This is a genomic window from Streptomyces sp. NBC_00341, from assembly GCF_041435055.1.
GTDB lineage: Bacteria > Actinomycetota > Actinomycetes > Streptomycetales > Streptomycetaceae > Streptomyces.
The window spans coordinates 7,640,470-7,664,641 of sequence record NZ_CP108002.1 but is presented as its reverse complement, the minus strand read 5'-3'; the positions used below and the strand labels follow the sequence as shown (position 1 = coordinate 7,664,641).

The 24,172-nt window shown below is 72.0% G+C and carries 20 protein-coding genes and 1 tRNA gene; 2 read left to right on the top strand and 19 right to left on the bottom strand.

What is annotated here, in order from left to right:
• Positions 1-42: 42 nt before the first annotated feature.
• The gene (locus tag OG892_RS34310) at positions 43-1,254 is read left to right on the top strand and encodes a hypothetical protein (protein ID WP_371631117.1); all 1,212 of its coding nucleotides are present in this window, start codon (positions 43-45) and stop codon (positions 1,252-1,254) included.
• Between the two features lie 69 nt (positions 1,255-1,323).
• On the opposite strand, the gene rbsD is transcribed toward OG892_RS34310, so the two are convergent.
• From rbsD to OG892_RS34265, 9 genes are all read right to left on the bottom strand, one after another.
• Positions 1,324-1,713 (bottom strand): D-ribose pyranase, encoded by a 390-nt coding sequence (gene rbsD / locus OG892_RS34305; protein ID WP_073734299.1) that lies wholly within the window; start codon positions 1,711-1,713, stop codon positions 1,324-1,326.
• A complete protein-coding gene (locus OG892_RS34300) occupies positions 1,710-2,639 on the bottom strand; it encodes a ribokinase (protein ID WP_371631116.1) in 930 nt (309 codons plus the stop codon). Before OG892_RS34300 ends, rbsD begins: the two co-directional genes overlap by 4 nt.
• Positions 2,640-2,695: 56 nt before the next feature.
• Positions 2,696-4,663 (bottom strand): substrate-binding domain-containing protein, encoded by a 1,968-nt coding sequence (locus tag OG892_RS34295; RefSeq protein WP_073734297.1) that lies wholly within the window; start codon positions 4,661-4,663, stop codon positions 2,696-2,698.
• Complete coding sequence (locus tag OG892_RS34290; protein ID WP_371631738.1) at positions 4,653-6,242, bottom strand: sugar ABC transporter ATP-binding protein; 1,590 nt, start codon at positions 6,240-6,242, stop codon at positions 4,653-4,655. Before OG892_RS34290 ends, OG892_RS34295 begins: the two co-directional genes overlap by 11 nt.
• A gap of 8 nt (positions 6,243-6,250) precedes the next feature.
• A complete protein-coding gene (locus OG892_RS34285) occupies positions 6,251-7,288 on the bottom strand; it encodes a LacI family DNA-binding transcriptional regulator (RefSeq protein ID WP_073734295.1) in 1,038 nt (345 codons plus the stop codon).
• Between the two features lie 340 nt (positions 7,289-7,628).
• Positions 7,629-8,537 (bottom strand): class I SAM-dependent methyltransferase, encoded by a 909-nt coding sequence (locus OG892_RS34280; RefSeq protein WP_073734294.1) that lies wholly within the window; start codon positions 8,535-8,537, stop codon positions 7,629-7,631.
• A 115-nt stretch (positions 8,538-8,652) separates the two neighbouring features.
• Positions 8,653-9,459 (bottom strand): S8 family peptidase, encoded by an 807-nt coding sequence (locus tag OG892_RS34275; protein WP_073734293.1) that lies wholly within the window; start codon positions 9,457-9,459, stop codon positions 8,653-8,655.
• Positions 9,460-9,713: 254 nt separating this feature from the next.
• Complete coding sequence (locus OG892_RS34270; protein ID WP_371631115.1) at positions 9,714-10,874, bottom strand: PLP-dependent cysteine synthase family protein; 1,161 nt, start codon at positions 10,872-10,874, stop codon at positions 9,714-9,716.
• A 298-nt stretch (positions 10,875-11,172) separates the two neighbouring features.
• A tRNA-Leu gene (locus tag OG892_RS34265) sits at positions 11,173-11,260 on the bottom strand.
• 235 nt (positions 11,261-11,495) lie between these two features.
• Between OG892_RS34265 and OG892_RS34260 the strand changes: the two genes are divergently transcribed.
• The gene (locus tag OG892_RS34260; protein ID WP_073734291.1) at positions 11,496-12,800 is read left to right on the top strand and encodes a DUF2254 domain-containing protein; all 1,305 of its coding nucleotides are present in this window, start codon (positions 11,496-11,498) and stop codon (positions 12,798-12,800) included.
• A 44-nt stretch (positions 12,801-12,844) separates the two neighbouring features.
• On the opposite strand, the gene OG892_RS34255 is transcribed toward OG892_RS34260, so the two are convergent.
• From OG892_RS34255 to OG892_RS34210, 10 genes are all read right to left on the bottom strand, one after another.
• Complete coding sequence (locus tag OG892_RS34255; protein WP_371631114.1) at positions 12,845-13,843, bottom strand: hypothetical protein; 999 nt, start codon at positions 13,841-13,843, stop codon at positions 12,845-12,847.
• Positions 13,840-15,543, bottom strand: coding sequence for a DUF4157 domain-containing protein (locus OG892_RS34250; RefSeq protein ID WP_371631113.1), 1,704 nt, complete (start codon positions 15,541-15,543; stop codon positions 13,840-13,842). The genes OG892_RS34255 and OG892_RS34250 overlap by 4 nt, the downstream gene beginning before the upstream one ends.
• 354 nt (positions 15,544-15,897) lie before the next feature.
• On the bottom strand, positions 15,898-17,076 hold the full coding sequence (locus tag OG892_RS34245) for a sugar phosphate isomerase/epimerase (RefSeq protein ID WP_073734288.1): 1,179 nt from the start codon (positions 17,074-17,076) through the stop codon (positions 15,898-15,900).
• A 52-nt stretch (positions 17,077-17,128) separates the two neighbouring features.
• On the bottom strand, positions 17,129-18,517 hold the full coding sequence (locus OG892_RS34240; RefSeq protein ID WP_371631112.1) for an alkaline phosphatase family protein: 1,389 nt from the start codon (positions 18,515-18,517) through the stop codon (positions 17,129-17,131).
• Positions 18,514-19,689, bottom strand: coding sequence for a metabolite traffic protein EboE (gene eboE / locus OG892_RS34235; RefSeq protein ID WP_371631111.1), 1,176 nt, complete (start codon positions 19,687-19,689; stop codon positions 18,514-18,516). Before eboE ends, OG892_RS34240 begins: the two co-directional genes overlap by 4 nt.
• Positions 19,690-19,693: 4 nt before the next feature.
• Positions 19,694-20,542, bottom strand: coding sequence for a TatD family hydrolase (locus OG892_RS34230; protein ID WP_327339949.1), 849 nt, complete (start codon positions 20,540-20,542; stop codon positions 19,694-19,696).
• The gene (locus tag OG892_RS34225) at positions 20,542-21,240 is read right to left on the bottom strand and encodes an EboA domain-containing protein (protein WP_371631110.1); all 699 of its coding nucleotides are present in this window, start codon (positions 21,238-21,240) and stop codon (positions 20,542-20,544) included. The genes OG892_RS34230 and OG892_RS34225 overlap by 1 nt, the downstream gene beginning before the upstream one ends.
• Entirely contained in the window at positions 21,231-22,118 is an 888-nt protein-coding gene (locus OG892_RS34220; protein ID WP_073734284.1) for a sugar phosphate isomerase/epimerase, read from the bottom strand. The genes OG892_RS34225 and OG892_RS34220 overlap by 10 nt, the downstream gene beginning before the upstream one ends.
• On the bottom strand, positions 22,115-23,050 hold the full coding sequence (locus OG892_RS34215; RefSeq protein ID WP_371631109.1) for an SCO3242 family prenyltransferase: 936 nt from the start codon (positions 23,048-23,050) through the stop codon (positions 22,115-22,117). The genes OG892_RS34220 and OG892_RS34215 overlap by 4 nt, the downstream gene beginning before the upstream one ends.
• On the bottom strand, positions 23,047-24,165 hold the full coding sequence (locus tag OG892_RS34210; RefSeq protein ID WP_328864693.1) for an inositol-3-phosphate synthase: 1,119 nt from the start codon (positions 24,163-24,165) through the stop codon (positions 23,047-23,049). Before OG892_RS34210 ends, OG892_RS34215 begins: the two co-directional genes overlap by 4 nt.
• Positions 24,166-24,172: the final 7 nt, after the last annotated feature.

Below are 24,172 nucleotides of genomic sequence, written 5' to 3'. Positions count from 1 at the left end.
GTATGGCGATCGCGACGCGAGGGGGACCGGATGAGGGGGCATGTGCCTGTGTTCCGGTGGGTGCTGGCGGTCGGCCTGGTGCTGATCGGGTGTTCGCTGGGGGTGTATCTGGCCTCGCCCGGCTATCCCGAGCTGCGGCAGGTGGACCTGACGGTGCTCCACGAGTCGGCCGACGGGACGTGCACCGTGCGGTGGGCCGATCCGTTCGGGCAGGGCGAGCGCGAGGGCCCGTACCGGTGTGATCCGGAACGCGATCCGATCCTCAAGGCGCCGTACTACGACGAGGGTTCCGGGCTCGGCTGGGACACCGGCTTCGTGCGGTCGGAAGGTCCGGACCGAGGCGATCTGTACGAACTGGAACAGGACAGCGGGCCGGACGACGAGCTGACCCGGATCTCCGACACGCTGGTGGCAGTCGGGCTTCTCGTGACGATCGTCGGTCTCGTCGGCGGGAACATCCGGGCCATGGCGCGGACGAGCGGGGTGAGTCCGCAGGTGATGCGGCGGGCACGGCGGCTCAGCGACGCCGCCGGAACCGTCGCTGTCGACCACCAGCGGGCCGTGGAGGCCGTACGGGCGGCCTGGGCGCCGTTGCACAGAGAGCTGGTGGACGAGCGGCTGGGCCGGCTCCCGGTGGCGCGGCTGCGCTGGGCGGTCAGGGGGCGGCCGGGCTCCGGTGAATGGGAGCAGGGCGGCATCCGGAGCGTGCGGGACGTGCTCGACGCCGGGGCCTGGGAGCTGGGCCGGTTGCCGGGGGTGGGCCCCCGGGCGGCCGGGCGCGCGGTGGCCGCCGCGCGGCGGATCTCCGACCGGGTCGACGCCACCGCCGCCGTACGGGTCGACTCCGACCGACCCGAGCCCCGGACCACTGCTCTGCTGGTCGCCCTCCAGGTGCTGGTGGACGGCGGAGCGGCGGCCCGGCGCACGGCGGTCGCGGGACGGGCTCTGGCCGAGCGGCTGGAACCGCTGCTGGCCGACGCCGAACCGTGCGGTGGGTACCGGGAGATGCTGCGTGCCGGGCCCGAGCGGCGCCGTCTCGCCCGGGAGTCCGTGGCGCTGCTGCGTGAGGAGTTGGCCGCAGCCGCGCGGGACGACCTCGCGGACCGGTTCACGCAGACGTCGGTGGACCTGCTGCGGGGCCAGAACAACGACGCCGCCGGGCTGGCCGCGCGGGTGGACTTCGACGCCCGCCCCGCGGAGTACCGCCGGGTGCTCGTGGGCGTCACCGGCCATGGCATCGTCACGGCGGACTGACCACGCGGGGACCGCCCATGCACCGTGGGCGGACGCGCAGGGACCGCCCTCGCGCCGTCGGCGGTCTGTTCAGAAGAAGACCCCGCAGCGCAGCAGTACGTTCGCGTACGGCCGCGCTTCGCCCGTACGCACCACCAGGCGCGCGTGGGCCGTGAGCGCCTTGAGTGCGTCGTGGGGTACGTGGGTGAGGTCGGGGAGGCGTTCGGCCAGGAGGCGGGACGCCGCCGGATTGGCGTCCCGGATCTCCTCGGCCGCCGTCGCGCCCTCCACCACGAGTTCGTCCAGCAGGCCGTCGAGCACCTCCGCGAACGCCGGGACGCCCGCCCGGAAGGCCAGGTCGACGATGCGGGGGCCCAGGGGGATGGGCATGCCGACGTCGCAGATCAGGACGGTGTCACCGTGGCCCAGCTCGGCCAGGGCGCCCGCGAGGTGGCGGTTGAGGATGCCTGACTTCTTCACCGTGCGCCGATCTCTTCCGCGGTGGGGAACGACGCCTGCGCGCCCTGCCTGGTGACGGCGGCCGCGCCGACCCTGACGGCGAGGGCCGTCGCCATGGGGAGCTCCTCGCCCAGGCCGAGCCGCCAGGCCAGGGCCGCGGTGAACGCGTCGCCCGCGCCGGTCGTGTCCACCGCGTCGACCTCGGGGCTCGGTACCCGTACACACTCCCCGGTACGGGTGTCGGCGGCCAGTGCGCCGCCGGCGCCCAGAGTGATCACCACCGAGCGGGGGCCGAGTGCGGTGAGCGCCCGTGCCCAGGACTCGGGGGTGGTGCCCGCGCCCTGGCCGAGGATGAAGCGGGCCTCGTGCTCGTTGACCACCAAGGGGTCGCAGGCCGCGAGCACTTCGGCGGGAAGCGGGGCGGGCGGGGACGGGTTGAGGACGAGCCGGGTCCCCGCGGGCAGGACGCGGGCCGTCTCGACGACCGTTTCCAGGGGGATCTCCAGCTGGACGGAGACGACCCGGGCGGCGGCGAGGAGGGGGGCCGCCGCCCGGATGTCCGCCGGGGTGAGCCGCGCGTTGGCGCCCGGCGAGACGACGATGCTGTTGTCGCCCGTCGGGTCGACCGTGATCAGGGCGACACCCGTCGGCGCTCCGCCCACGAGGACCCCGGTGGTGTCGACGCCCGCCGACCGCTGCGATTCCAGCAGCAGCCTGCCGTGCGCGTCGTCACCGACCCGGGCCAGCAGCGCCGTGCGGGCGCCGAGGCGGGCGGCGGCGACCGCCTGGTTGGCGCCCTTGCCGCCGGGGTGGACGGCCAGGTCGGAGCCGAGCACCGTCTCCCCCGCCGCCGGGCGCCGGTCGACGCCGACGACCAGGTCGGCGTTGGCCGAACCGACGACCAGGAGGTCGTACCGGACGGGGCCGGAGTCCTCGTTCTCGTACATCTGCTGCTACTGCCTTCCTTCCGTGGAGCGGGTGGCCGGGGTGGTGTGCCGCCCGGTCAGGAGAAGTCGGCCACGTTCTGCCGGGTGACGACCTTGACGGGCACCTTGACCGTGCGGGCGACCTTCTTGTCCTCGGCCGCCCGGACCGCGTTCCGCACGGCGATCTTCCCGAGCTCCTTGGGCTGCTGGGCGACCGACGCGTACAGCGTTCCGGCGCCGACCGCCTTCAGTCCGTCCGGTGTGCCGTCGAAGCCGACCACGGAGACCGACTTCCCGGCCTTGCTGCCGAGCGCCTTGACCGCGCCGAGCGCCATCTCGTCGTTCTCCGCGAAGACACCGGTGATGCCGGGGTGGCCCTGGAGCAGGTTGGTCATGACGTCCAGGCCCTTGGTGCGGTCGAAGTCCGCGGGCTGGGTGGCCACGGTCTTGATGCCCGGGTACGCCTTGATGCCCGCGGCGAAACCGGCTCCGCGCTCGCGGCTCGCGGAGGTGCCCGCGGTGCCCTGGAGCACGACGATGCTGCCCTTGCCGCCGAGCTTGTCCGCGAGGGCCTTGGCGGCGAGCTTGCCACCGGCCACGTTGTCGGAGGCCACCAGTGTCGCGGTGTCCGCCTTGTTGACGCCCCGGTCGGCGGCGACCACGGGGATGCCCGCGTCGTTGGCGCCGCGTACGGCCGGTCCGACCGCGTCGGAGTCCACCGGGTTGACGATGACCGAGTCCACGCCGGAACTGGTGAAGTTCTGGAGCTGGTTGGCCTGCTGCGAGGCGTCGTTCTGCGCGTCGGTGACGGTGAGGTCGATCCCGGCGGCCTTTGCCTCGGCCTGCGCACCCGCCTTCATCTGGACGAAGAAGGGGTTGTTGAGCGTGGAGAGGGACATCCCGATCCGGGTGTTGCCGCCGGAGGAACCGGAGTTGAAGAACGTCACGGCGGCGATGACGGCCGCCACGCAGACCAGTGCGAGACCGGCCTTCATCGCTCCCCTGCGCCCCGAGCCCGGTGATCCCGGCCCGGCGGCGGAGGAGCCGGCCGAGGACGGGGCCCCGGAACCGGCCTTGCGGCGCAGCGTGTCGAGCAGCACCGCGAGGGCGATGACGACCCCGATGACGACCTGCTGCCAGAAGGCGGACACGGACATCAGGTTGAGGCCGTTGCGCAGCACCGCCAGGATCAGTGCTCCGATCAGGGTGCCGGAGGCCTTGCCGACGCCGCCCGCGAGGCTGGCGCCGCCGATGACGACCGCGGCGATCGCGTCGAGTTCGTACCCCTGCGCGGCCTGCGGCTGAGCGGAGGTCAGCCTGGAGGCGAGGACGATGCCCGCGACGGCGGCGAAGAGGCCGGACAGCGCGTAGATGGCCAGCTTCTGCTTCTTGACCCGGAGCCCGGAGAGCCGGGCCGCCTCCTCGTTGCCGCCGATCGCGTACATCGAGCGGCCGAGGTAGCTGCGGGCGAGGACGAGGGCCGTGATCAGCCCCATCGCGATCATGACGAGGACCGGTACGGGCAGCCAGCCGCCGAGCGTGTCACCGAGGGTGGAGACGGAGTCGGGGAACGCGATCGGGCTGCCCTGGGAGATCACCAGGGACAGGCCGCGGGCGATCGACAGCATGGCCAGCGTCGCGATGAACGAGGGCAGCTTCCCGTACGCGACGAGGGCGCCGTTGACGAAGCCGCAGGCGATGCCGGTGGCGACGGCGAGGAGGACCGCGAGGACGACGGGCATCCCCGCCGAGGTCGCCGACCAGGCGAGGACCGTCGCGGAGAGCGCGGCGACCGAGCCGACGGACAGGTCGATGCCGGCGGAGACGATGACGAAGGTGACGCCGAACGCGAGGATCGCGGTGACGGCGGCCTGTACGCCGACGTTCAGCAGGTTCTGGGTGGTGAGGAAGTCGCCCGAGAGCAGCGACATCGCCAGCAGCAGGACGACCAGGGCGGTGAGGGCTCCGTTGTCGAGCAGCAGGCGGCGCAGGCCCGGCCCGGCGGCTCCCGCGCCCGCCTTGCGCGGATGGGTGTCAGTGGCCACGGGGGCCCTCCTCGTCGTTCTCGATGCGTTCGGTGGGTTCGGTGGGTTCGGTGCGTTCGGTGGGTTCCGTTGCGGGGGCGGAGCCGACGGCGAGGGCCATCACGGCGTCCTGGGTGGCCCGCTCTGCGGGGAGTTCACCGGCGATCCGGCCCTGTGCCATGACCAGCACCCGGTCGCTCATGCCGAGGACCTCCGGCAGATCGCTGGAGATCATCAGGACGGCGTGGCCGGAGGCGGTCAGCTCGTTGATGAGCTGGTAGATCTCGACCTTGGCGCCGACGTCGATGCCCCGGGTCGGTTCGTCGAGGATCAGCACCCGGGTGTCCGCGAGCAGCCACTTCCCGATGACGACCTTCTGCTGGTTGCCGCCGGAGAGGGTGCGGACGTGCTGGCCGAGGCCCGCCATCCGTACGCCGAGCTGTTCCGCGATCCGGGCGGCGGCCGTGCGCTGGCCCTTGAGGTCGACCAGCCCGGAGCGGCTCGCCGCGCGCAGGGTGACCAGGCCGAGGTTCTCCTGCACGGAGGCGTCGAGCACCAGCCCCTGGCCCTTCCGGTCCTCGGGTACGAGGCCGAGCCCGGCGGTCATGGCGGCGGTGACGTCGTGCTTGCCGAGCCGCTCGCCGCGTACGTCGACGGTGCCCGCGTCGTACGGGTCGGCGCCGAAGACGGCGCGGGCGACCTCGGTGCGGCCGGCCCCGACGAGCCCGGCGAGGCCGACGACCTCACCGGCCCGCACCTCGAAGCTGATGTCGTGGAAGACGCCGCCCCGGCTGAGGCCGCGCACGGACAGCAACGGCTCCCCGGCATCGGCACGTTCACGGGGGTACTGCTGGTCGATGCTGCGGCCGACCATCAGCTGGACGAGTTCCGACTCCGGGGTCGAGGCGGGCACCTGGTCGATGCTGCGGCCGTCGCGCAGGACGGTGACGCGGTCACCGAGGGCGGCGATCTCGTCCAGGTGGTGGGTGATGAAGACGATGCCGACGCCGTCCTCGCGCAGTCTGCGCACGATCCGGAAGAGCTTGTCGACCTCTTCCGAGGTGAGGACCGCGGTCGGCTCGTCCATGATCAGGACGCGCGCCTCCAGGCTGAGGGCCTTGGCGATCTCGACCATCTGGAGCCGGGCGATGCCCAGTTCGCGGATCTTCGCCCGGGGCGACACGTGCAGGCCGACGCGGTGCAGCAGCACCTCGGCATCGGCTTCCATCCGGCGCCGGTCGATGAGTCCGTACCGGCGCGGCTGGCGGCCGAGGAAGATGTTCTCGGCGACCGTGAGATCGGGGACCAGGTTGAACTCCTGGTAGATCGTGGCGATCCCGAGCTTCTCGGCGTCCTGCGCCCCGTTGATGCGGACTTCCTGTCCCCGGGCGAAGATCCGGCCGCTGTCGGGGCGGTAGGCGCCGGAGAGCATCTTGATGAGGGTGCTCTTGCCGGCGCCGTTCTCACCGAGCAGGACGTGGACCTCGCCGCTGCGCAGGTCGAAGTCGACGCTGTCCAGGGCGACCACCCCGGGGAAGGTCTTGCGCACGCCTTCGACGCGCAGCAACTCGACTGACTCGTCGACGCGCAGCAACTCCATTGACTCGCTCACGCGTTGCTCCTCGGCTCGGTGGCGGACGGTTCCGGCGCGTGCGTGCGCTCGCCGCAGGAGCCGCGTACGACGAGACGGGCGTGCAGGGTGACGGACTGCGGGGGCCTGCCCTCGACGATGTCGACCAGGGCGCGTACGGCCGCGCGGCCGAGTTCGCCGGTCGGCTGGGCGATCGCGGTGATCGGCGGTCCGGTGTGGACGAACCAGGGGATGTCGTCGAAGGCGGCGAGCCCGATGTCCTCGGGCACCCGCAGGCCCTGGGCGCGGATGGCGTCCAGGGCGCCGAGCGCCATCAGGTTGTCCGCCGCGAACACGATCTCGGGCGGCTCGGGAAGGGCGAGGAAGTGCTCGGTGGCGCGCCGGCCGCTGGCCGCCTGGAAGTCGCCCTGGCCGATGTAGGCGTCCGGCAGCGCGAGTCCGTGCGCGCTCATCGCGGCCCGGAAGGCCTCGACGCGCTCGTCGCCGGTGGTGGTGGCCGCGGGCCCGGCGATGATGGCGAGCCTGCGGTGGCCGAGCGCGTACAGGTGGGCGACCAGGTCCTGGATGGCCCGGTGTCCGTCGGCGCGTACGACGGGGACGTCCACACCCGGCATCCAGCGGTCCACGAAGACCATCGGCGTTCCGGTGCGTGCGACGTCGTGCAGCAGGGGGGAGTCGCCGTCGGCCGGCGAGACGAGGAGCCCGTCGATCCGGCGGTCCAGCAGGGTGCGGACGTGTTCGTCCTGCTGCTCGGGCCGCTCGTCGGCGTTGCCGATGATCACGCTGTATCCGAGGGCGCGGGCCTCCTCCTCGACGGAGCGGGCCAGGGCGGTGAAGTACGGGTTGAGCACGTCGCTGATGACCAGTCCGAGCGTGCGGGTCTGATCGGTGCGCAGCGAGCGGGCCAGTGTGTTGGGCCGGTAGCCGAGGGCTTCGACGGCGGCGAGGACGCGTCCGCGCGCGTCCGGGCTGACGGAGGGATGGCTGTTGAGGACGCGCGAGACCGTGGCGACAGAGACTCCTGCCTGGGCCGCGACATCCTTGATGCTCGCCATTTCCGGGACCACCTCCTTGTGGTTTCCGTACGCCTCGAAACCAGCGACCCAGGGCCGTGGAATCGATTACACGGATGATTGGAATCGATTACATGACCGAAAACAAGCCCCCACCCGCCCTCCGAGACCGGATCGTGACGCGAGGGTGCGAGGTGTCATGGGGTGGGGTAACCGCACGGTCCGCGTTCACGCGCGGGCGGCAGCGGGACGGGAGCCCGGTGGTCGTACAGGTGCCGGGAAAAGCAAAAGACCCCTGATCAACAGGGGTCTGAGCTGGTGGGTTGTTGACACAACTCGCCTGCCTGCATCTATGACCTGGTTTGAGATCCTCCTGCGCAGGTTAGGACCTCGGGCCGGCACAGCGCTCTGCCCGGTACCAGCAGCATGGCTCGCCGAGCATGCCCAGATCATCGATGCGGTCGATGCGCTCACGGTAGTAGGGCGACCAGTCGGCGACCGGGCCGACGTTCTCCAGGTGCAGCCCCGCGGCGGCGAACTGGCGGATCAGCAGCGCGTCGGGAACGATCAGCTTGCGGTAGGAGTGAGCGGCGACCACCGTCCGGCCGGTCGCGGCCTGGAGGATCTCGCAGTCCACGTGCAGCACTGCCATGCCGCTCCCGTCCAGCGGCGCAACCCGGCGGGTGCGGCGGTCGATCACCTCGATGTCACCGTCCGGGCCGTGCCACATCTGTGACCACTCGGTCGTCTCCTGCCCGCCGGGCGGCAGGTAACGATCAGCGACGTAGTCGAAGACCAGCACCCCGCCCGGGGCCAGGGCCCCGGCCAGCGCTGCCACGAAGGCCTGGTGGCCGGCAGGGGCGGTGATGTCGCCCAGGCTGTTCCCCCCGAGAAACGCCAGCTCCACCCCGCCCCGGGGAAGCACCGGGGTAGCGTCGCGGATGTCGCCATGGTGCACCGAGAGGTGTTGGCGGACCTCGGCCGGGACGTTGCGGGCCAGCCCGGCGAGCAGGCTCGGCAGTGACAGGTCCACCGCGACCACCTGCCCGGCGCCCTGCTTCAGGATCGCCGGCGCATGGCGCAGGGTGCCACAGCAGGGAAGGTAGACGACCTGGGGCAGCGGTCGGCCGTAGACCTGGACTGCGGCTGCGACATCCGCCCGGCTCAGGTCGGTGTCGAAGTGGATCTCCCCCGCGAGGCGCATCAGCGGTTCGTTGTCGTAGTGAGCACGCACCATGTCGATCAGTTCCGCCTCGGCGGTCTCGGCCGCCCCGAGGGGGTGCACGCGCATGGGCAGAGAATCCACTGATGCCTCCCGGGGGACCGATGTCATCACTGCCCGCCCCTCGGAGGAGTCACACGGCGCCTTCCAGCCGTTGTGCTCACCACGCGGTGGCCTTGAGCGTTCAGGACGCGTCGATGTACAAGAGGCGGTCGGGGGAGCCCGTACCGGGTGAGACGACGGCTCCGGTGGTGGCGGCGTCGGTGAGGCGGCGGGTGATGTCCTGGGGGGTGGCCCCGGGATCCTGCTCCAGGAGGAGAGCGGCGGCGCCGGCGACGTGTGGGCTGGCCATGGAGGTGCCGCTGAGTGCGCGGGAGCCGCCGCCGAGCCGGGCGGAGACGATGTTGACGCCGGGCGCGTACAGCGACAGGCACGGCCCGTAGTTGCTGAAGCCGGCCTGATGGTCCTGGCGGTCGGTGGCGCCGACGGTCAGGGCCTTCTCCGCGCGGGCGGGAGAGGCCGTGCAGGCGTCCTTGGCGTCGTTGCCGGCCGAGACAACGGGCAGGACCCCGGCGTCGGCGACGGCGTTGGTGGCGGCGTCGAGCACGGGAGACGTGGGGTCACCGACGGACGCGTTCAGCACGGCCGGATGATGGGCGTGGGCGGCGATCCAGTCGAGGCCGGCGAGGGTCTGGGCCGTGGTCCCGTCGCCGGTGCAGTCCAGTACACGCACGGCGACGAGGGAAACGTCCCTGGCGACACCGTAGGTCTTCCCGCCGACGGTTCCCGCGACATGGGTGCCATGGAAGTGACAGTCCTGCCCCCCGCGCCCGTCCCCGACGGCGTCGAACCCCACGGTGGCGCGCCCTTCGAACTCGGTGTGCCCGGTCTCGATCCCGGTGTCCAGGATGTACGCGGTCACCCCGCGGCCGGTGCCGGTCACGGTGAAGTGGTCGTCAAGGGGGAGGCTGCGCTGGTCGATGCGGTCCAATCCCCAACTGGCGGGCGCCACGTCACGAACCGGCCCCGGCTTCCGGGCGGCAACGGCTCCCTTGCCTTCGTCCGGCGACGCGCTGTCGAGGGAGACCCGGCTGTTCTCCTCGATGGCTTCGACACCGGGCAGAGCGCGGGCGACGTGTCTTCGGCGCCCTTGACCGGTGTGCGCATGCCGAATGCGGCGCCGATGCGGCGCTCTCGGTGGCCGTCCGTGTCGGACCGGCCGGCGGCCGGGACGAACGGGACGGCTCACATGTTCCACATGGTGGTGGCGGGCTTGGGGGTGGGCTCGTAGGCGGCGGGCGGTGTCCAGTCGCCGGTGGTGAAGAAGCGTTCGACGGTGGGCATCCAGGGTTTGTGGTCGATCTGCTTGTCGGCCAGCCAGGCGTCGTTGTAGTACTCGTTCACGTACCGGTCGCCGGAGTCGCACATCACGGTGGCGACCGCCCCGGTCTGTCCCGCCGCGTGCATGCCCAGGAGGACCCGCATCGCGCCGAACAGGCCCGTTCCGGTCGAGGGTCCGGCGACGATGTCCCAGTTCGCGGCGGCAGCGAACCTCATGGCCGCGACGGACGCGCCGTCGTGGACCTGGATCATGCGGTTGACCAGCGGGGGCAGGAACGAGGGTTCGACCCGCGGCCGGCCGATGCCCTCGATGTGCGAACCCTTGTCGGTCGCCGCGGGGTTCTTGTCCCGCCAGCCGCGGAAGAACGCGGAGTGGTCAGGGTCGGTGACGCACACGCGCAGGGTCCGCCCGGTGTAGCGGCCGTAGCGGGCGACCGAAGTGGCCGTGCCGCCTGTGCCGGCGCCCATGACGAACCAGGCCAGGTCGGGGACCGCCCGGATCAGCTCCGGTGCGAGGCCCTCCTCGCCCCGCCAGTCGTAGGCGCGCTCGGCGTAGGTGAACTGATCCATGAAATGGCCGTCGAGTGCGGTCGTGAGCTTCTTCGCCTCCTCGACGATGTCGCCGTCGACCGGATGCACCTGTCCGCCGTACTGCGTGATCAGGGCCAGCTTCTCCGGGGCGGTGCCACTGGGTACCACGGCGTGGAAGTCGATGCCGAGCCGCTCGCAGTACCACGCCTCGGAGATGGCCGTAGAGCCGCTGGACGCCTCGATCACGGGGCGTCCGGGGGTCAGTCGTCCACTCGCGAGGGCGTGGGTGAGCAGCGCGGCGGCGAGGCGGTGCTTGTGGCTGCCGGAGGGTTGCTCGGACTCTCGCTTGAGGTACAGCCGCAGCCCGGCGAGCTTCGGTGGAAGCGGGATCTCACGCAGCGAGGTTCCCAGTGGCGCGAACTCGCCCCGGATGCGCTGGACGCACTCGTTCACCCACGCGCGGTCTTCGGGGTAGACGTCCGACACGTCCTCGTCCACGTCGTGTTCGACTTCCGTGTACGTCGTCGTTGTCATCGACAGCCTCCGTCGGGTTCGGGTGGTCGCCGCGCGCGGTGTGGCGGGCGACACTCGACGATGATGGGCCGTGCGATCCCGGCGCGGGGCAGCCATGTCTGTGGATCACCTGCATGGCCCAACGCCGAACGCCACCACCTCCCCGTCGGCCGACGGCCACCAGGCGATCGCCTACGTCGCCGACCCGTCAGCTCACCCCTGCCGAACAAGATCCCGAACGCAAAAAGAACCCCCAGCCCGGACGAGTCCGAACTGGGAGTTCTATGAGGCCAAGCAGGGTATTTGTGTGAACTACCCCTGGTGTCCGAGGGGGGACTTGAACCCCCACGCCCGATAAAGGGCACTAGCACCTCAAGCTAGCGCGTCTGCCATTCCGCCACCCGGACTGGGTGGTCAGCCGCGGTCTCCCGTGGCGACAAAGAAAACAATACCAGGGGTTTGGGGTCCGCCTCACCTGCATATTCAGTGGTCAGCGGGGTGCGGGCCGATCGGGCGGACGCTCGGGGCGACGCAGCCGCACCCTCGCGCACGTTCCGTCGCCGGCCCCGTACGCACGGTGCGCCCGGAGGGTCGGCGGCGGGGTCCACGAGGGGGCGGGCGGGGCGGGTTACGTTCGCCGGCATGAGTGATCGCGGCTATCGGCCACCCCGTGCCCTGTCACCGCTGCGTGAGCACCTGCGCGAGACCTTCTGGTTCGCTCCGACCCTGACGCTGGTCTGCGCCATCGTGCTCTGGTTCGCCGCCTCCGCGCTCGACGAGCAGCTCATCGGCTATCTCAAGGACGAGCGGGCGTACGACGAGATCAAGGACCTGCTCGCGGTCGCGGAGGACACCAAGCAGATCGTCGTCACGGTCAGCTCGGCGATGATGACCTTCATCGGTGTGGTCTTCAGCATCTCGCTGGTGGCCGTGCAGATGGCGAGCGGACAGCTCACGCCCCGGGTGGTGCGGATCTTCGTACGGAGCCGGATCAGCAAGCTCACGCTGTCGGTGTTCCTGGCGACGTTCGTCTTCTCGCTGCTGGTCCTGAGCTCGTACGAGAGCGAGACGGATCCGCACCTGGTCACGTCCGTACCGTTCGTGCAGAGCGTGCTGACCGCCGCGCTCGTCGGGCTCAGCCTGCTGCTCTTCATCGCCTATGTGAGCTCCACCCTGCGCCTGATGCAGGTGGGCCCCGTCGTCGACCGCATCACCCGGGACTCGTTCCGGGTACTGGGGCGGATGCCGGCCGGGCGGCCGCAGGAGGGACCGCTCGGTGCCGAGAGCGGGCAGCTCGTGCACGAGGGGCGGGCCGGGGTGCTGCGGGACGTGAACGTGGCCCGGCTGGTGCGGGCCGCGCGGCACCAGGGCGTCGTTCTGCGGCTGATCCCGCGGCTCGGGGACTTCGTCGTGCCGGGGACGCCGGTGCTGGCGGTGCACGGCGGAGCCGCGCCGCCCCGGCGTGCGCTGCGGTACACGGTGTCCGTCGGGGTCGAGCGCACGCTGCACCAGGACCTGGCGTTCGGGCTGCGCCAGTTGTCGGACATCGCGCTGCGGGCCCTGTCCACGGCGGTGAACGATCCGACCACCGCCGTGCAGTGCCTCGACCGAATCGTGCAGTTCCTCGCGGCCGTCGTGGACCTGCCCCTCGGCGCCGTCCACCACCGGGACCGCAAGGGGGCCGTGCGGCTGGTGCAGGACGTGCCGGGGTGGGCGGACCTGGTGGATCTCGGGTTCGAGGAGGTCCGGCGGTGCGCCGCGGACAGTCCGCAGGTCACCCGGCGGCTGCTGGCCGGGATCGACGATCTCCTGCTGCTGGCGCCGCCCGGCCGGCGGCAGCCGCTGGTCCGGCACCGGGCGCTGCTGACTCAGGCGGTGGAACGGACGGTGCGGGGCGCGGCCGAGCGGGAGTTCGCGCTGCTTCCCGACCGGCAGGGGATCGGGTGAGCCCGCCCCGTACGGGACGCGGGAACGGGGCGCCCCGGACCGGGCTACCGCTCGATGGCCGACAGCAGCGTGTCGCGCTCAGGCTGCTCGAAGTGCTGCACGACAGCCGCGCGGACCGCCGCCGGGGCGACCTCTGCCATGTCCGCCAGCAGCTTTCCCCTGAGCGCGGCGGGGGCCCACGCCGAGGTGTAGACGAGCGTGTCGACCCACTTCTCGTTCGCGCGGATCAGCGCGCCGCCCTGGGCCCAGAGCCAGTCCGGGTCGTAGTCGCGGAACGTCAGGGGGCTGTCGCCGGGCCCCAGACCGGCGAGCGCGAGTTCCTCGGCCAGTCCGAGAGCCGGACCGTCGACAGGGGCGCCGGTGTCGTCGACGACCAGCAGCCGCTGGTGCAGAAGGAGGGCCGCACTGCGGAGCAGCGAGGACGAGGGCCGGCGCGGGTCCGGCGTCGCACTCAGCCATTCCCGGCGCCCGGCCACCGATGCCGTCACGTGTTCGGCTCCGACGGCCTTCCTCTCGGTGGTGAAGAAGTCGTAGGCCGCCCGCACCAGGCGCGGGTCCTCGGCGTCCAGCAGGCCGGCGACCGCCCGGCCCAGCAGCGGCCGTTCCGCCCCGAGAAGGCGGTGGAGCCGGGTGATCCACAGGGCGTTCAGCTCCACGCCGGGCGGCTCGAACGGCGGACGGAGGACCGCCTCGACGACCAACGCGTCCCAATCGGTGGCGTTCCCCAGCTCCACCCCGTCCAGTACGGCCGGGAGGTCGAAGTCGGGGTGCCCGGCGCACACCCATTGCGTGAACGCCGGATACAGATCATCGGATTCGGCCCCGATCCGGTGGCTCCAGACGGTGTCCCGCCGGTGGCACCCGCAGGCATAACGCCGGTGCTCGCCGTCCGGCAGCACTTCCGAGTGCACCGGCTCACCGCAGCTCGTGCAGCGAAGGGCGTTGCAGCCCACGAGTGCGGCCCAGCCGAACTCGAACGGCTCCGTCGGCAGCCAGAAGCGCGCGCCCACGAGCTCGGGAAAGGGACTGCACCACTTCGTCATGCCACGCTCCCTGTCCCGGCGGACGCCGTCTCACCGGGGAACTTGCCGCCCTCGCCGCAGGATCGCAACTCCTCCTGTGTGAGAGGCCTGATGTTCCGGTAGATCCCCTGCGTCGGATCGTACTCGCAGCCGAACGGCTCGGCCGCGGCCATGATCTCGACCAGGGTGTGGTGGCTGGCCCCGATGAGGAACCCGATGGAAGCGAGCCTGGCACCGTAGTTGTCCGCGCCGAGCAACTTGGCGGCGCTCATCATCGTGTTGGTCGTACCCGACGGCCCGCCGCCGAGCGGCAGGCTCAGCTTGCGCCGCGCCTCCACCCAGCTGTGCTCCTCGTTGATCATCCAGACCCTCGCACCGGCCACCCACTTCAGAGCGTCCTGCTCCTTGTCCCACGCCGGGTCTTCCTTCGTGTGCATCGCGTTCTGCCGGTCGCTGAACTCCAGACCCGTCTGCGCGACCGTGTGGCCGCCGAGCCCGATGTCCTCGGTATCCACGTCCGGGTCGATTTTCTTCATCACCTCGTCCCGCCGGACTCGCGCTCCTGTCTGGTGTTCCACCGCCGAGCCCTTCGGAACCGGTGCGATGTCACGGGTTTCGACCTTGTCCGGAGTGAGGTCGGCCTGCTCCATCGCCCGGCGTCGCTCCTGGAGCAGCGGCACGTTGAACTGGGCCTGCCTCATCTGCTCGTCGATTTCCTCCCGCTTCTCGGTGCCGGCGAGATCCCTGGCCAGCACCTCGGTGAAGAAGCGCACGATGTGGGTGTAGCGCTCGCTGAGGGTTCCATCGTCGAAGACTGCCATCACGTCGGAGACCGCTGTGCCGACGAAGCCCGACTTACCGACACCTTCCTGACCGACGATCTTGAAGACCTCGGCCAGCCGCTGGTCCGCATGGTTCCACGCGCCACCCACTCCGCTCCGGATGTACGTCTTGGCCTTCGCCGCCATGTCGGCCAGGGCCCCGTTGGCTGCCTCGTGCGAGGACGCCTTGGCCGCGAGCTTGCGCTCGAACGCTTCCGCTTCCTTTTCGAACGCCGGATCGGAGGCCCGCGAGACCTCGCTGGTGTTGGCCCCGAGTGTCAGTCCCCCGGCCACACGCTGGACCACCGGGGAGGCCGTCGTACGGTCGCCCGCGCCGGCCGGCAGCCGCTGCACGGCGTGCGCGGGCTGCGGGTGGCCGGCGGTCTCCCCGCCCTCGGTGGCCAGGTCGGGGGCCGGCCCGGCCATGACGCGCCGCGCGTTGCTCTCGGCTTCCCGCTCGAACCGGTCGGACGGGTCGGAGACGCTCAGGCCCGCACCGTTGTCGGTGCCCGCGACGGGCCCGCTGCGCTGCTGGAGGACATGGGTCAGCTCATGGGCCAGGGTCAGCCGGTCGGCGCCTCCGGAACCGATCACCACATGGCTGCCGGAGGTGTAGGCACGTGCTCCCAGCTCGGTGGCGGAAGCCCTGGCCGCGCTGTCGTCGTGCACGCGGACGTCGGAGAGGTCGGCGCCCAGCCGGGCCTCCATGCTGGTGCGGGTCGAATCGTCCAGCGGCCGCCCACCGGAGTTCAGCACCTTGTGGACGGTGGATCGCTGCACCGCCGACGGCAGCGCCTCCGGGGTCCCCCCGTCGCTCTCCCGCTCCTGCGCCTCCGCGTGCCCGGAGCGCCGGAGCGTCTCCACCACGGCTCTGTTGCCTATGCCCCTCTGCAGGGACATCAGCCCGGGCAGACGCTGGTCGCCCCGCTGCGCCGACGGATGAACCGATGGGCGCTCCGTCTCGGCGCGACCGGTCCGGTCCCTGTCCCTCCTGAATCCCATGGGCTCCCCTTCTCACAGGCCAGTACGCGGAAACAGCCCGTTGGCGCGGCCCGGTCAGCCTATTTCCGGAACACGCCCGGGGCTACGTCCCAAAGGGCAGAGTCCGGTGGCTCCATGGGGCAGGGCCAGAGGCTTTCGACGGCAGGACGGGCGCTGGAGGCGGCACCTTCCCGACACGTACTCGGGCCTCCCCGCACGGTGTGCGGAGAGGCCCGGGTAAGAGGAGCGACGGGGCGGACCCCGCAGGTGGTGCTACTTGCGCAACGCTGCCATGCCCTGGTAGCTGATCCGCGCCTGCTTCAGGGACTGCGCGAGGTCGGTCGAGCTGGGCGCGGTGTCCTGCTCGATCATCGGGTTGCGGTAGTTCGTCTCCCCCACGCGGCGGAAGAACGTCCGGTAGTCGATGACCCCGGTGCCGAAGGGGACCATCTCGTAGCCGTCTCCGTTGGTCGTGCTGACCACGCCGTCCTTGGCGTGGAAGAGCGGGTAGCGCTTGTTGTAGCGGCTGACCAGTGCCGCGGGGTCGAAGATGTTCTCCCGCTGCGATCCGTCACGGGTGGTGTAGGTGTGGAACTTGTACTGGGCGACATGCGCCCAGAAGATGTCCATCTCAAGCCATACGGTCTTCGGATCGGTGACCTTGAGGAAGTATTCGAGCTTGCGGACGCCGGAGCTGCGGGTGGGCCGCCCCTGATCGTCCAGCGGACCGCTGTCGAGCAGGAAGCCATAGGCCGCGTCGTGGTTGTGGGTGTACAGCTTGATGCCCGCGCGATGAGCGATCTTCCCCAGTGCGTTCCACTTGTCGGCGGCCACGTCCCAGTCGGCGCGGTAGTTGCTGCCGGTGGGGTCGCCACCGGTGCCCATGTGGTCCATGCCGAGGATGTTCGTTATTTCGAGATGCCGCTTGAACTCGTCCTGGTCGCTCTGGCTCAGCGGCCAGGACCCCGGGATGAAGCCGTGGTTGCCCTGGGCGCGCAGACCGTAGTCGTCCAGCCACGAGCGCAGCAGCTTCGCGCCCTCCACCGTTTCGAGGTTGCTGCCGCCGGGCGCGTTGGCGTGCTGGCCGTACCCCGCGAACTCGACCTGCTTGTAGCCGTAGCGGGCCAGCTCCTTGAAGACCGCGCGGAAGCCCGAGGGAAGGCTGGTGCTGAGCGGGTCCCGGGCCGTGGCGTCGCGCACGGTGTACAGGATGATTCCCCGCTTCGACGCCGGAACCAGATCCTGGCCGTGGCCGTGCCCGTGGTCGTGACCGTGGTCGTGGCCGTGGCCCCGGTGGGAGGACTGGGCGAAGGCCGGCGATGCGCCGATCACGGGCGCGGCGATCGCCGTCGCCGCGGCGGCGGTACACGTGCTGAGGAAGCGGCGGCGGTCGACACCGAGGGTGCGGCGCAGGGCGTTGTCGGTTCCGGATTCGTCGTTGTACTCGGTCACGGTCTCTCTCTTTCTGGAAGAAGCGCGCAGGGCTGCTGTGCACGGACCGATCTCATGCGAGGCCGGCAAGCGTGAGGAGCAGGGACTTCACTTCGGTGGCCCGGACCGGGCCGCTGAACGCGTGGGGGGTGGAGCAGAGGATGAGCGGCCCTTCTTCGTCGCTCAGGGGGAGGCGGCCGTGGCTGCCCCGGATGGGTGACGGGTCCAGGGGGACGACCGCCATGCGGTAGCGCATGCCGAGCTTCTTGCGGGCGACGGCCGTGGCCGCCTTGACCCGGACGTACGGGTCCTGGGGGTCCAGGAAGAGTTCGACGGGGTCGTAGCCGGGTTTGCGGTGGATCTCGACGAGCTGGGCGAAGTCGGGAGCGCGGGCGTCGTCGAGCCAGTAGTAGTACGTGAACCAGGCGTCCGGGTCCGCGACGGCGACCAGTTCGCCGGAGCGCGGATGGTCGAGCCCGTGGGCCTTCTTGCCCTCGTCGTCGAGGAGTTGCTCGATGCCCGGGAGCCCGGCGAGCGCTTCGCGGGTCGCTTCGAGGTCCTCGGGACGGCGTACGTAGATGTGCGCGATCTGGTGGTCGGCGACGGCGAAGGCCCGGGAGGTCATCGGGTCCAGGTACTCCATGCCGTCCTGGGTGTGGACCTCCAGGAGTCCCGCGCGGCGCAGGGCGCGGTTGATGTCGACGGGCCGCTCCACCCGGGTGATCCCGTACTCGGAGAGGGCGACGACGGTGCGGCCCTCGCGGCGGGCGTCCTCCAGGAGCGGGGCGACGGCCCGGTCGAGCTCTGCCGCGGCCTTGAAGGCGCGCGGGTCGTCGGGGCCGTAGCGCTGGAGGTCGTAGTCGAGGTGCGGGAGGTAGCAGAGGGCGAGGTCGGGGTGGCGGGTGTCGATGATGTGCCGGGTGGCGTCGATGATCCACTGCGAGGAGACGAGGTCGGCGCCCGGCCCCCAGAAGTGGAAGAGGGGGAAGGTGCCGAGCTTCTCGGTCAGTTCGTCGTGGAGGGCCGGCGGCCGGGTGTAGCAGTCGGGCTCCTTGCGGCCGTCGGCGTAGTAGACGGGCCTCGGGGTGACGGTGTAGTCGGTGTCGGCGCCCATCGCGTACCACCAGCAGATGTTGGCGACGGTGTAGCCGGGGTGGGCGCGGCGGGCCGCGTCCCAGAGCTTGTCGCCCGCGACGAGCCCGTTGTGCTGACGCCACAGGAGGACGTCCCCGAGCTCGCGGAAGTACCAGCCGTTGGCGACGATGCCGTGCTCTGCGGGGGTGGTGCCGGTGAGGAAGGTGGACTGGGCGGCGCACGTCACGGCGGGGAGCACGGTGCCGAGCGGGGCGTGGGCGCCGGTCCCGCCGAGGGCCTTGAGGTTCGGCATGTGTTCGAGGAGGCGGGGGGTGAGCCCGACGACGTCGAGGACGAGGAGGGGCGTGGGTGAGCCGTCGGTGGTCATGGCAGCTCCTTGAGGCCGAGGTCGACCAGCAGGTCGCGGGCGAGGGTGAGTTCGGCGGCGATGCCGTCCGCGAGCTGGGCACGGCTTCTGGGGCGCAGCTCCACCGGGAGCGCCTGCCAGGTGTACGTCTCCACCTCCAGGTGCCGGGTGAGCGGCTGTGCCCCGCCGACCAGTCGGGTCAGCGTGGACCGGAGCACGGGGAGGGTGGAGGTGAGCGGTGGTGCGGGCGGCGCGTGCAGGGGGACGTGGAAGTGGGCGCGCCAGGGGGCGCTGTCGGGCAGGGTCTCGCCGCTGACCGCCTCGTCGAGGTCGTCGGTGCCGCGCAGCCCGGCGGCGGTGGCGACGCGGGTCTGGTGGAGGAAGCGGGGTTCGGCGAAGGCGGCGAGCGCGGTGCGTACCTCGGGGAGGTGGGGGTGTTCGGCGTGCAGGGCTGCGGAGAGCTGTGCCTTGACGGCGGGGATGCCCGCGGCGGTGAGCGCGTCGAGTGCGGCGTCCGGGTCCTCGAAGGAGGTGGCGAGGTGGCACGTGTCGACGCAGATGCCGATGCGCGGATGGCCGATGGCGGTGAGAGGGGCGATGGCGTCGGCGGTGGTCTCGACGGTGCAGCCGGGTTCGGGTTCGAGGCCGATCCGGATGGACTTCCCCGTGAGTTCGGCCAGCGCGTCGAGGCGTTCCCCGAGTGTGGTGAGCGCGGCCAGTGCGGTGCGGGCCGCCTCCGGGTCGCCGGTGTACGGGGTGCGCCAGGCGAGGGGCAGGGTGGAGATGGTGCCGTCGGTGACGTCGTCGGGGAGGAGTGTGGCGAGGAGCCGGGCGAGGTCGGTGGTGTGTGCGAGCCGTTCGGGGTCCGTCCAGTCCGGCTTGTACACCCGGTACTTGACCTCTTCGGCGCCGAATCCCTCGTACGGGAAGCCGTTGAGCGTGACGACTTCGAGTCCTCTGTGGTCGAGTTCGGCGCGCAGGGAGCGCAGTTGGGCGGGGTCGTTGATCAGGGTGCGGGCGGCGTCCCTGGCGAGCCAGAGGCCGATGCCGAGGCGGTCGCGGCCGAGCCGTTTGCGTACCGGTTCGCAGTGGTCGCGCAGTTGGGCGCGGACGCCTTCGAGGTTCTCCGCGGGGTGGACGTTGGTGCAGTACGCGAGGTGGACGACGGAGCCGTCGGGGTGGCGGAAGCGCATGGCCTCACTCCCCGCCGCGGAGGATGGAGTTGCCCTCGTGGAGCGGTTCGGGGGCGGCGGTGTCCAGGTGGAGGCGGCCGCTCTGGCCGTAGAAGGCGACGGGGTTGCGCCACAGCACCTGGTCGACGTCGTCCTCGGTGAAGCCGGCGGCCAGCATCGCGTCGGCCACGCCGCGGGTCTTCAGGGGATCGCTCTTGCCCCAGTCGGCGGCGGAGTTGACCAGGATCCTGTCGGTGCCGTGCAGCTTGAGGACGGCGACCATGCGGTCCTCGTCCATCTTGGTGTCGGGGTAGATGGAGAAGCCGGCCCAGCAGCCGCTGTCCAGGGCGTCCTTCACCGTCGTCTCGTTGAGGTGGTCGAGCACCACCAGTTCCGGGGCGAGGTGGGATTCGCGTACGACGTCGATGGTGCGGCGCAGGCCGGCGAGCTTGTCGCGGTGCGGGGTGTGGACGAGTGCGGGCAGCCCGTGGTCTGCGGCCAGCTGGAGCTGGGCGGCCAGCGCGGTGTCCTCCGCCGGGGTCATCGAGTCGTAGCCGATCTCGCCGACGGCGACGACGGAGTCCTTGACGAGGTAGCGCGGCAGGGCGTCCAGGACGGGGGTGCAGCGCGGGTCGTTGGCCTCTTTGGGGTTGAGGGCGAGCGTGCAGTGGTGGGCGATGCCGTACTGGGCGGCGCGGAACGGCTCCCAGCCGAGCAGCGCGTCGAAGTAGTCGAAGAAGCTGCTCGGTGAGGTGCGGGGCTGGCCGAGCCAGAAGGAGGGTTCGACGAGCGCCCGGACCCCGGCGTCGTACATCGCCTGATAGTCGTCCGTGGTGCGGGACGTCATGTGGATGTGGGGGTCGAAGATGCGCATCAGGACTCCTCCGATGGGGCCGTTGAGGCCATGGGGGCGGCGGGACCGGGGGCTTCGGGGCCGGGGGCCGTGAAGGCGAGTACGCGGTGCAGGTCGGCGGGTACGGGGCGGCCGGCCGCGATGCGCTCGGCCGCGTAGTCGCCCAGCATCCGGGCGAGTTCCGCGTCGCCGCGGGCGCGCCGGGCCAGCTGGTCGACGGCGTCGACGGGGACGCCCGTGAAGAGGCATTTGAGGACGGCGTGGCGCCAGTTGTGCGCGTCGAGGTGCTCGCCGGCGTACGGGCCGACGGCGGCGGCGATCAGCGTGGTGTCGTTGGCGCGCAGGGCGTCCTCGACGAGGGCCACGGCGGTGGCGCCGAGGTCGAGTGCGGGCAGGGTGAGCAGCACGGCGCGCCGTTCGGCGGCGGTGCCCTGTTCGTAGAGCCGGGTCACGGCGTCGAGTCCGGCGCGGGACTCGGTGAGCAGCAGGGAGCGTACGGAGTCGGCGCGTTCGAGTCCGCAATGCCGGCCGGCGGCGGCGAAGCGGAGTTCCCACGGGGGGACGGCGTAGGCGTTGGCGGAGGGTCCGGCGTCCGGGTGGGCGGCGGCGTGGGCGGCCTCGGCGAGGGCTTCGTCGAGCCAGGCGCGGGCGCCGCCGCCGAGTTGTGCGTCGAGTTCCCCGCGGCTCAGCAGCGGGGCGTCCGGCGAGGTCATCGGCATGGTGCGGCTCCCTTCCGCGCGTTGTGGGCCGAGGGTCCGTGCTTGCGCAGGAACTCGATGGAGGACTGGGCGAGTTCGGGCCCGGCGTGGGAGTGCCGGGGCAGTTCGACGACGGTGAGCCCCTGGTATCCGTTGTCGCCCAGGGCATCGAGGGCGGCGAGCACGGGCGGGAAGTCGATCTCGCCGTCACCGAAGGGAAGGTGTTCGTGGATACCCCGGCACATGTCCTCGATCTGGACGTGTCGCAGCCAGGGGGCCACCTCGCGTACGCAGTCGACGGGCGCCTCGGTCTCCAGGCACTGGCAGTGGCCGATGTCGAGGGTGAGTCCCAGTGGTTCCGGGTCTCCGCACAGGGCGCGCAGGTGGTGGAAGTCGGAGAGGTGGCTGAGGAGGTGTCCGGGTTCGGGCTCGATGGCCAGCGGCACCCCCGCTCGTCCGGCCGCCTCGATGACCGGTGCGAGGGCGCCGGTCAGCCGGTCCCAGCCGGTTCCGGCATCGGTGCCCAGGGGCATGACCCCGCTGAAGCAGTGCACGGCGTGGGCGCCCAGTTCGGCGGCGACGTCGACGGCCCGTACGAGCAGCCCGGTTCTGGCCGCCCTGGCTTCGGGGTCCGGGTCGAGCAGGGAGGGGCCGTGCTTGTGGCGCGGGTCCAGGACGTAGCGGGCCCCGGTCTCCACGGTGACGCCGAGCCCCAGCTCCTGGAGCCGTGCGGCGACCCGGCGGGTGCGGACGAGGAGGTCCGGGCCCATCGGATCGAGGTGCATGTGGTCGAGGGTGAGGCCGACCCCGTCGTAGCCGAGGTCCGAGAGGAGGCCGAGGGCGTCGTCCAGGCGGAGGTCGGTGAGGCCGTTGGTGCCGTAGCCGAGGCGGATCGTCATGTGGGGCTCACCTTCCGGGCGAGGCTGCGGGCGAGGGGGACGAGGCCCATGACGGCGAGCGCGGTGCCGGAGGCTCCGGCGCGGGCGGCGAGGGCGGCCTGGAGCGGGATCATCGCCCGGATGCCGCCGCCGACGGCGCGCTGGGTGAGCGGTGGCGACGGGTTCAGCGCGGCGTGCGCGAGCGGACGGCCCGCGGTGCGGAGGTAGGCGCCGGTGAGCGCGGTGACCAGCAGCCGGGCGGGGGCCGACGCGCGCTTCGTCTCCGCCGGCCGGTCCCGTACCACCGCACCGCCGAGCGCGGCGACCGCCGTGAGGGCAGCGAGGGGCGCCGTGGTGGAGCCGCCCTGTGCCTCGTGGCGCGAGACGGCGGTGACCGCGTAGGTGTGCGCCGTGAGCAGGGCGGCGGCGGGGAGCGCGGCGGGTACGGCGGCACGGGCCGGTGGCGCGGGGGCCTTCGTCGTCGTCGCTCGGGCTGTCGCGGTCGGCGTCGCGGTCGCCGTCGCGCCCAGGAGCAGGTCCAGGCCGCGGGCCGCCGCCATCGCCGCCGGGCCGGCCGGCGTGTGCTTCAGCCGCAGGTCGTACGCCCAGACCATGGCCGCGAGGCCGGTGGCCACCGTCAGGGCCGGGCGGCCCGCCCGTGCGGCGAGGGCCAGGCCCGCCGCGGTCAGCGCACCGGCCGCGGTGAGCGCCGCACGGGGCGTGATCCGGCCGGAGGGGATCGGGCGGTGCGGGCGGTCCACGGCGTCCTCCTCGCGGTCGGCCCAGTCGTTGAGGGCCATGCCCGCCTCGTACAGGCAGAGCGAGGCGCCGACGGCGAGGGCGGTGGAGCGGTTGGGTCGGCGCCCGACCGCTGCCGCGCCCGCGAGCGCGTCGCCCGGCACGGTGAAGAGCGCGGAGACCCTGAGCAGCTCCGCCCAGGCGCGTGCCGTCACTTCTCGCCCCGCAGCCGCTCCGCGAAGGAGAGCAGCGCCAGGTACTGGGCGGACAGTGCGGCGGGACCGCCGTCCGGGTCCTTGAAGTAGAAGCCGAGTTCGGGGCGCGGGCCGGTGAGGCCCACCTCGTGGGCGCGGGCCAGCAGCCGTGCCAGGTCCAGCACCAGGGGCGCGGCGAGCGCCGAGTCGCAGCCCTGCCAGGTGGTCTGGAGCACCATGCGGGCGCCGAGGAACCCGTCGAACGCGATGTGGTCCCAGGCCGTCTTCCAGTCCCCGAGCGCCGGCACGTCGTCGATGTGGACCTCGCCCTCGGGGGCGGCGCCGAGCGTGTCGGCCAGGACGCGTTCCTTGCCGGCGTTCTTCGCGGCGGCCGCCGCCGGGTCGGCCAGTGCCGCCCCGTCGCCGCCGCCGAGCAGGTTGGTGCCGGACCAGGCCCGTACCGGCAGGGCCCGCTGCACGAACATCGGGGCGAGCACGGAGCGCAGCAGGGTCTGGCCGGTCTTGCCGTCGCGGCCCGCGTGAGGAAGGGCCGAGGCCGCGACGGCGGCCTGGAGGGCGGGGGTGCGCAGTCCGGTGGAGGGGGTGAAGTTGACGTACGGACAGCCGGCGCGCAGGGCCGCCGCGGCGTAGAGGGAGCTGGCGGGCAGCCGCGGCGCGCCGGGCTCAGGGGCCGGCTCCGTGGAGGCGACGTTGACGACGACGGTCCTGGCCAGGCCGTTGCGGCGGGTGAACTCTGTGAGGTCGGCGGCGAACGCGGTGACGAGTTCGTCATCCGTCCGGGTGTCGCCGGGGAGCGGTCCGCCGGGGCGGATCTCCGCGTCGGCCGCTGCGAGTTCTGAGCTGACCGCGGAGGGGAGGCCGTGCGGCAGCACTCCCCCGGCGGCGAGTACTTCGGCCCGTTTGGGGAGCGGGCAGTCCAGGGTGTCGTGCCCGCCGAAGACGAGCGAGCCCACGGGTGGCAGGCCGCTCCCGGCGAACGGCTCGGTCTCGGTGACCATGCCGGCGGCCGGGTGGAGGCCTGCCGCGAGCGCCGCGCACCCCGCCGTGGCGGTGGTGGCGACGGAGCCGCGTGCTCCGATGAACCAGACTCCGGTACGAACGGCGGGTGCTGACACGGGCTGC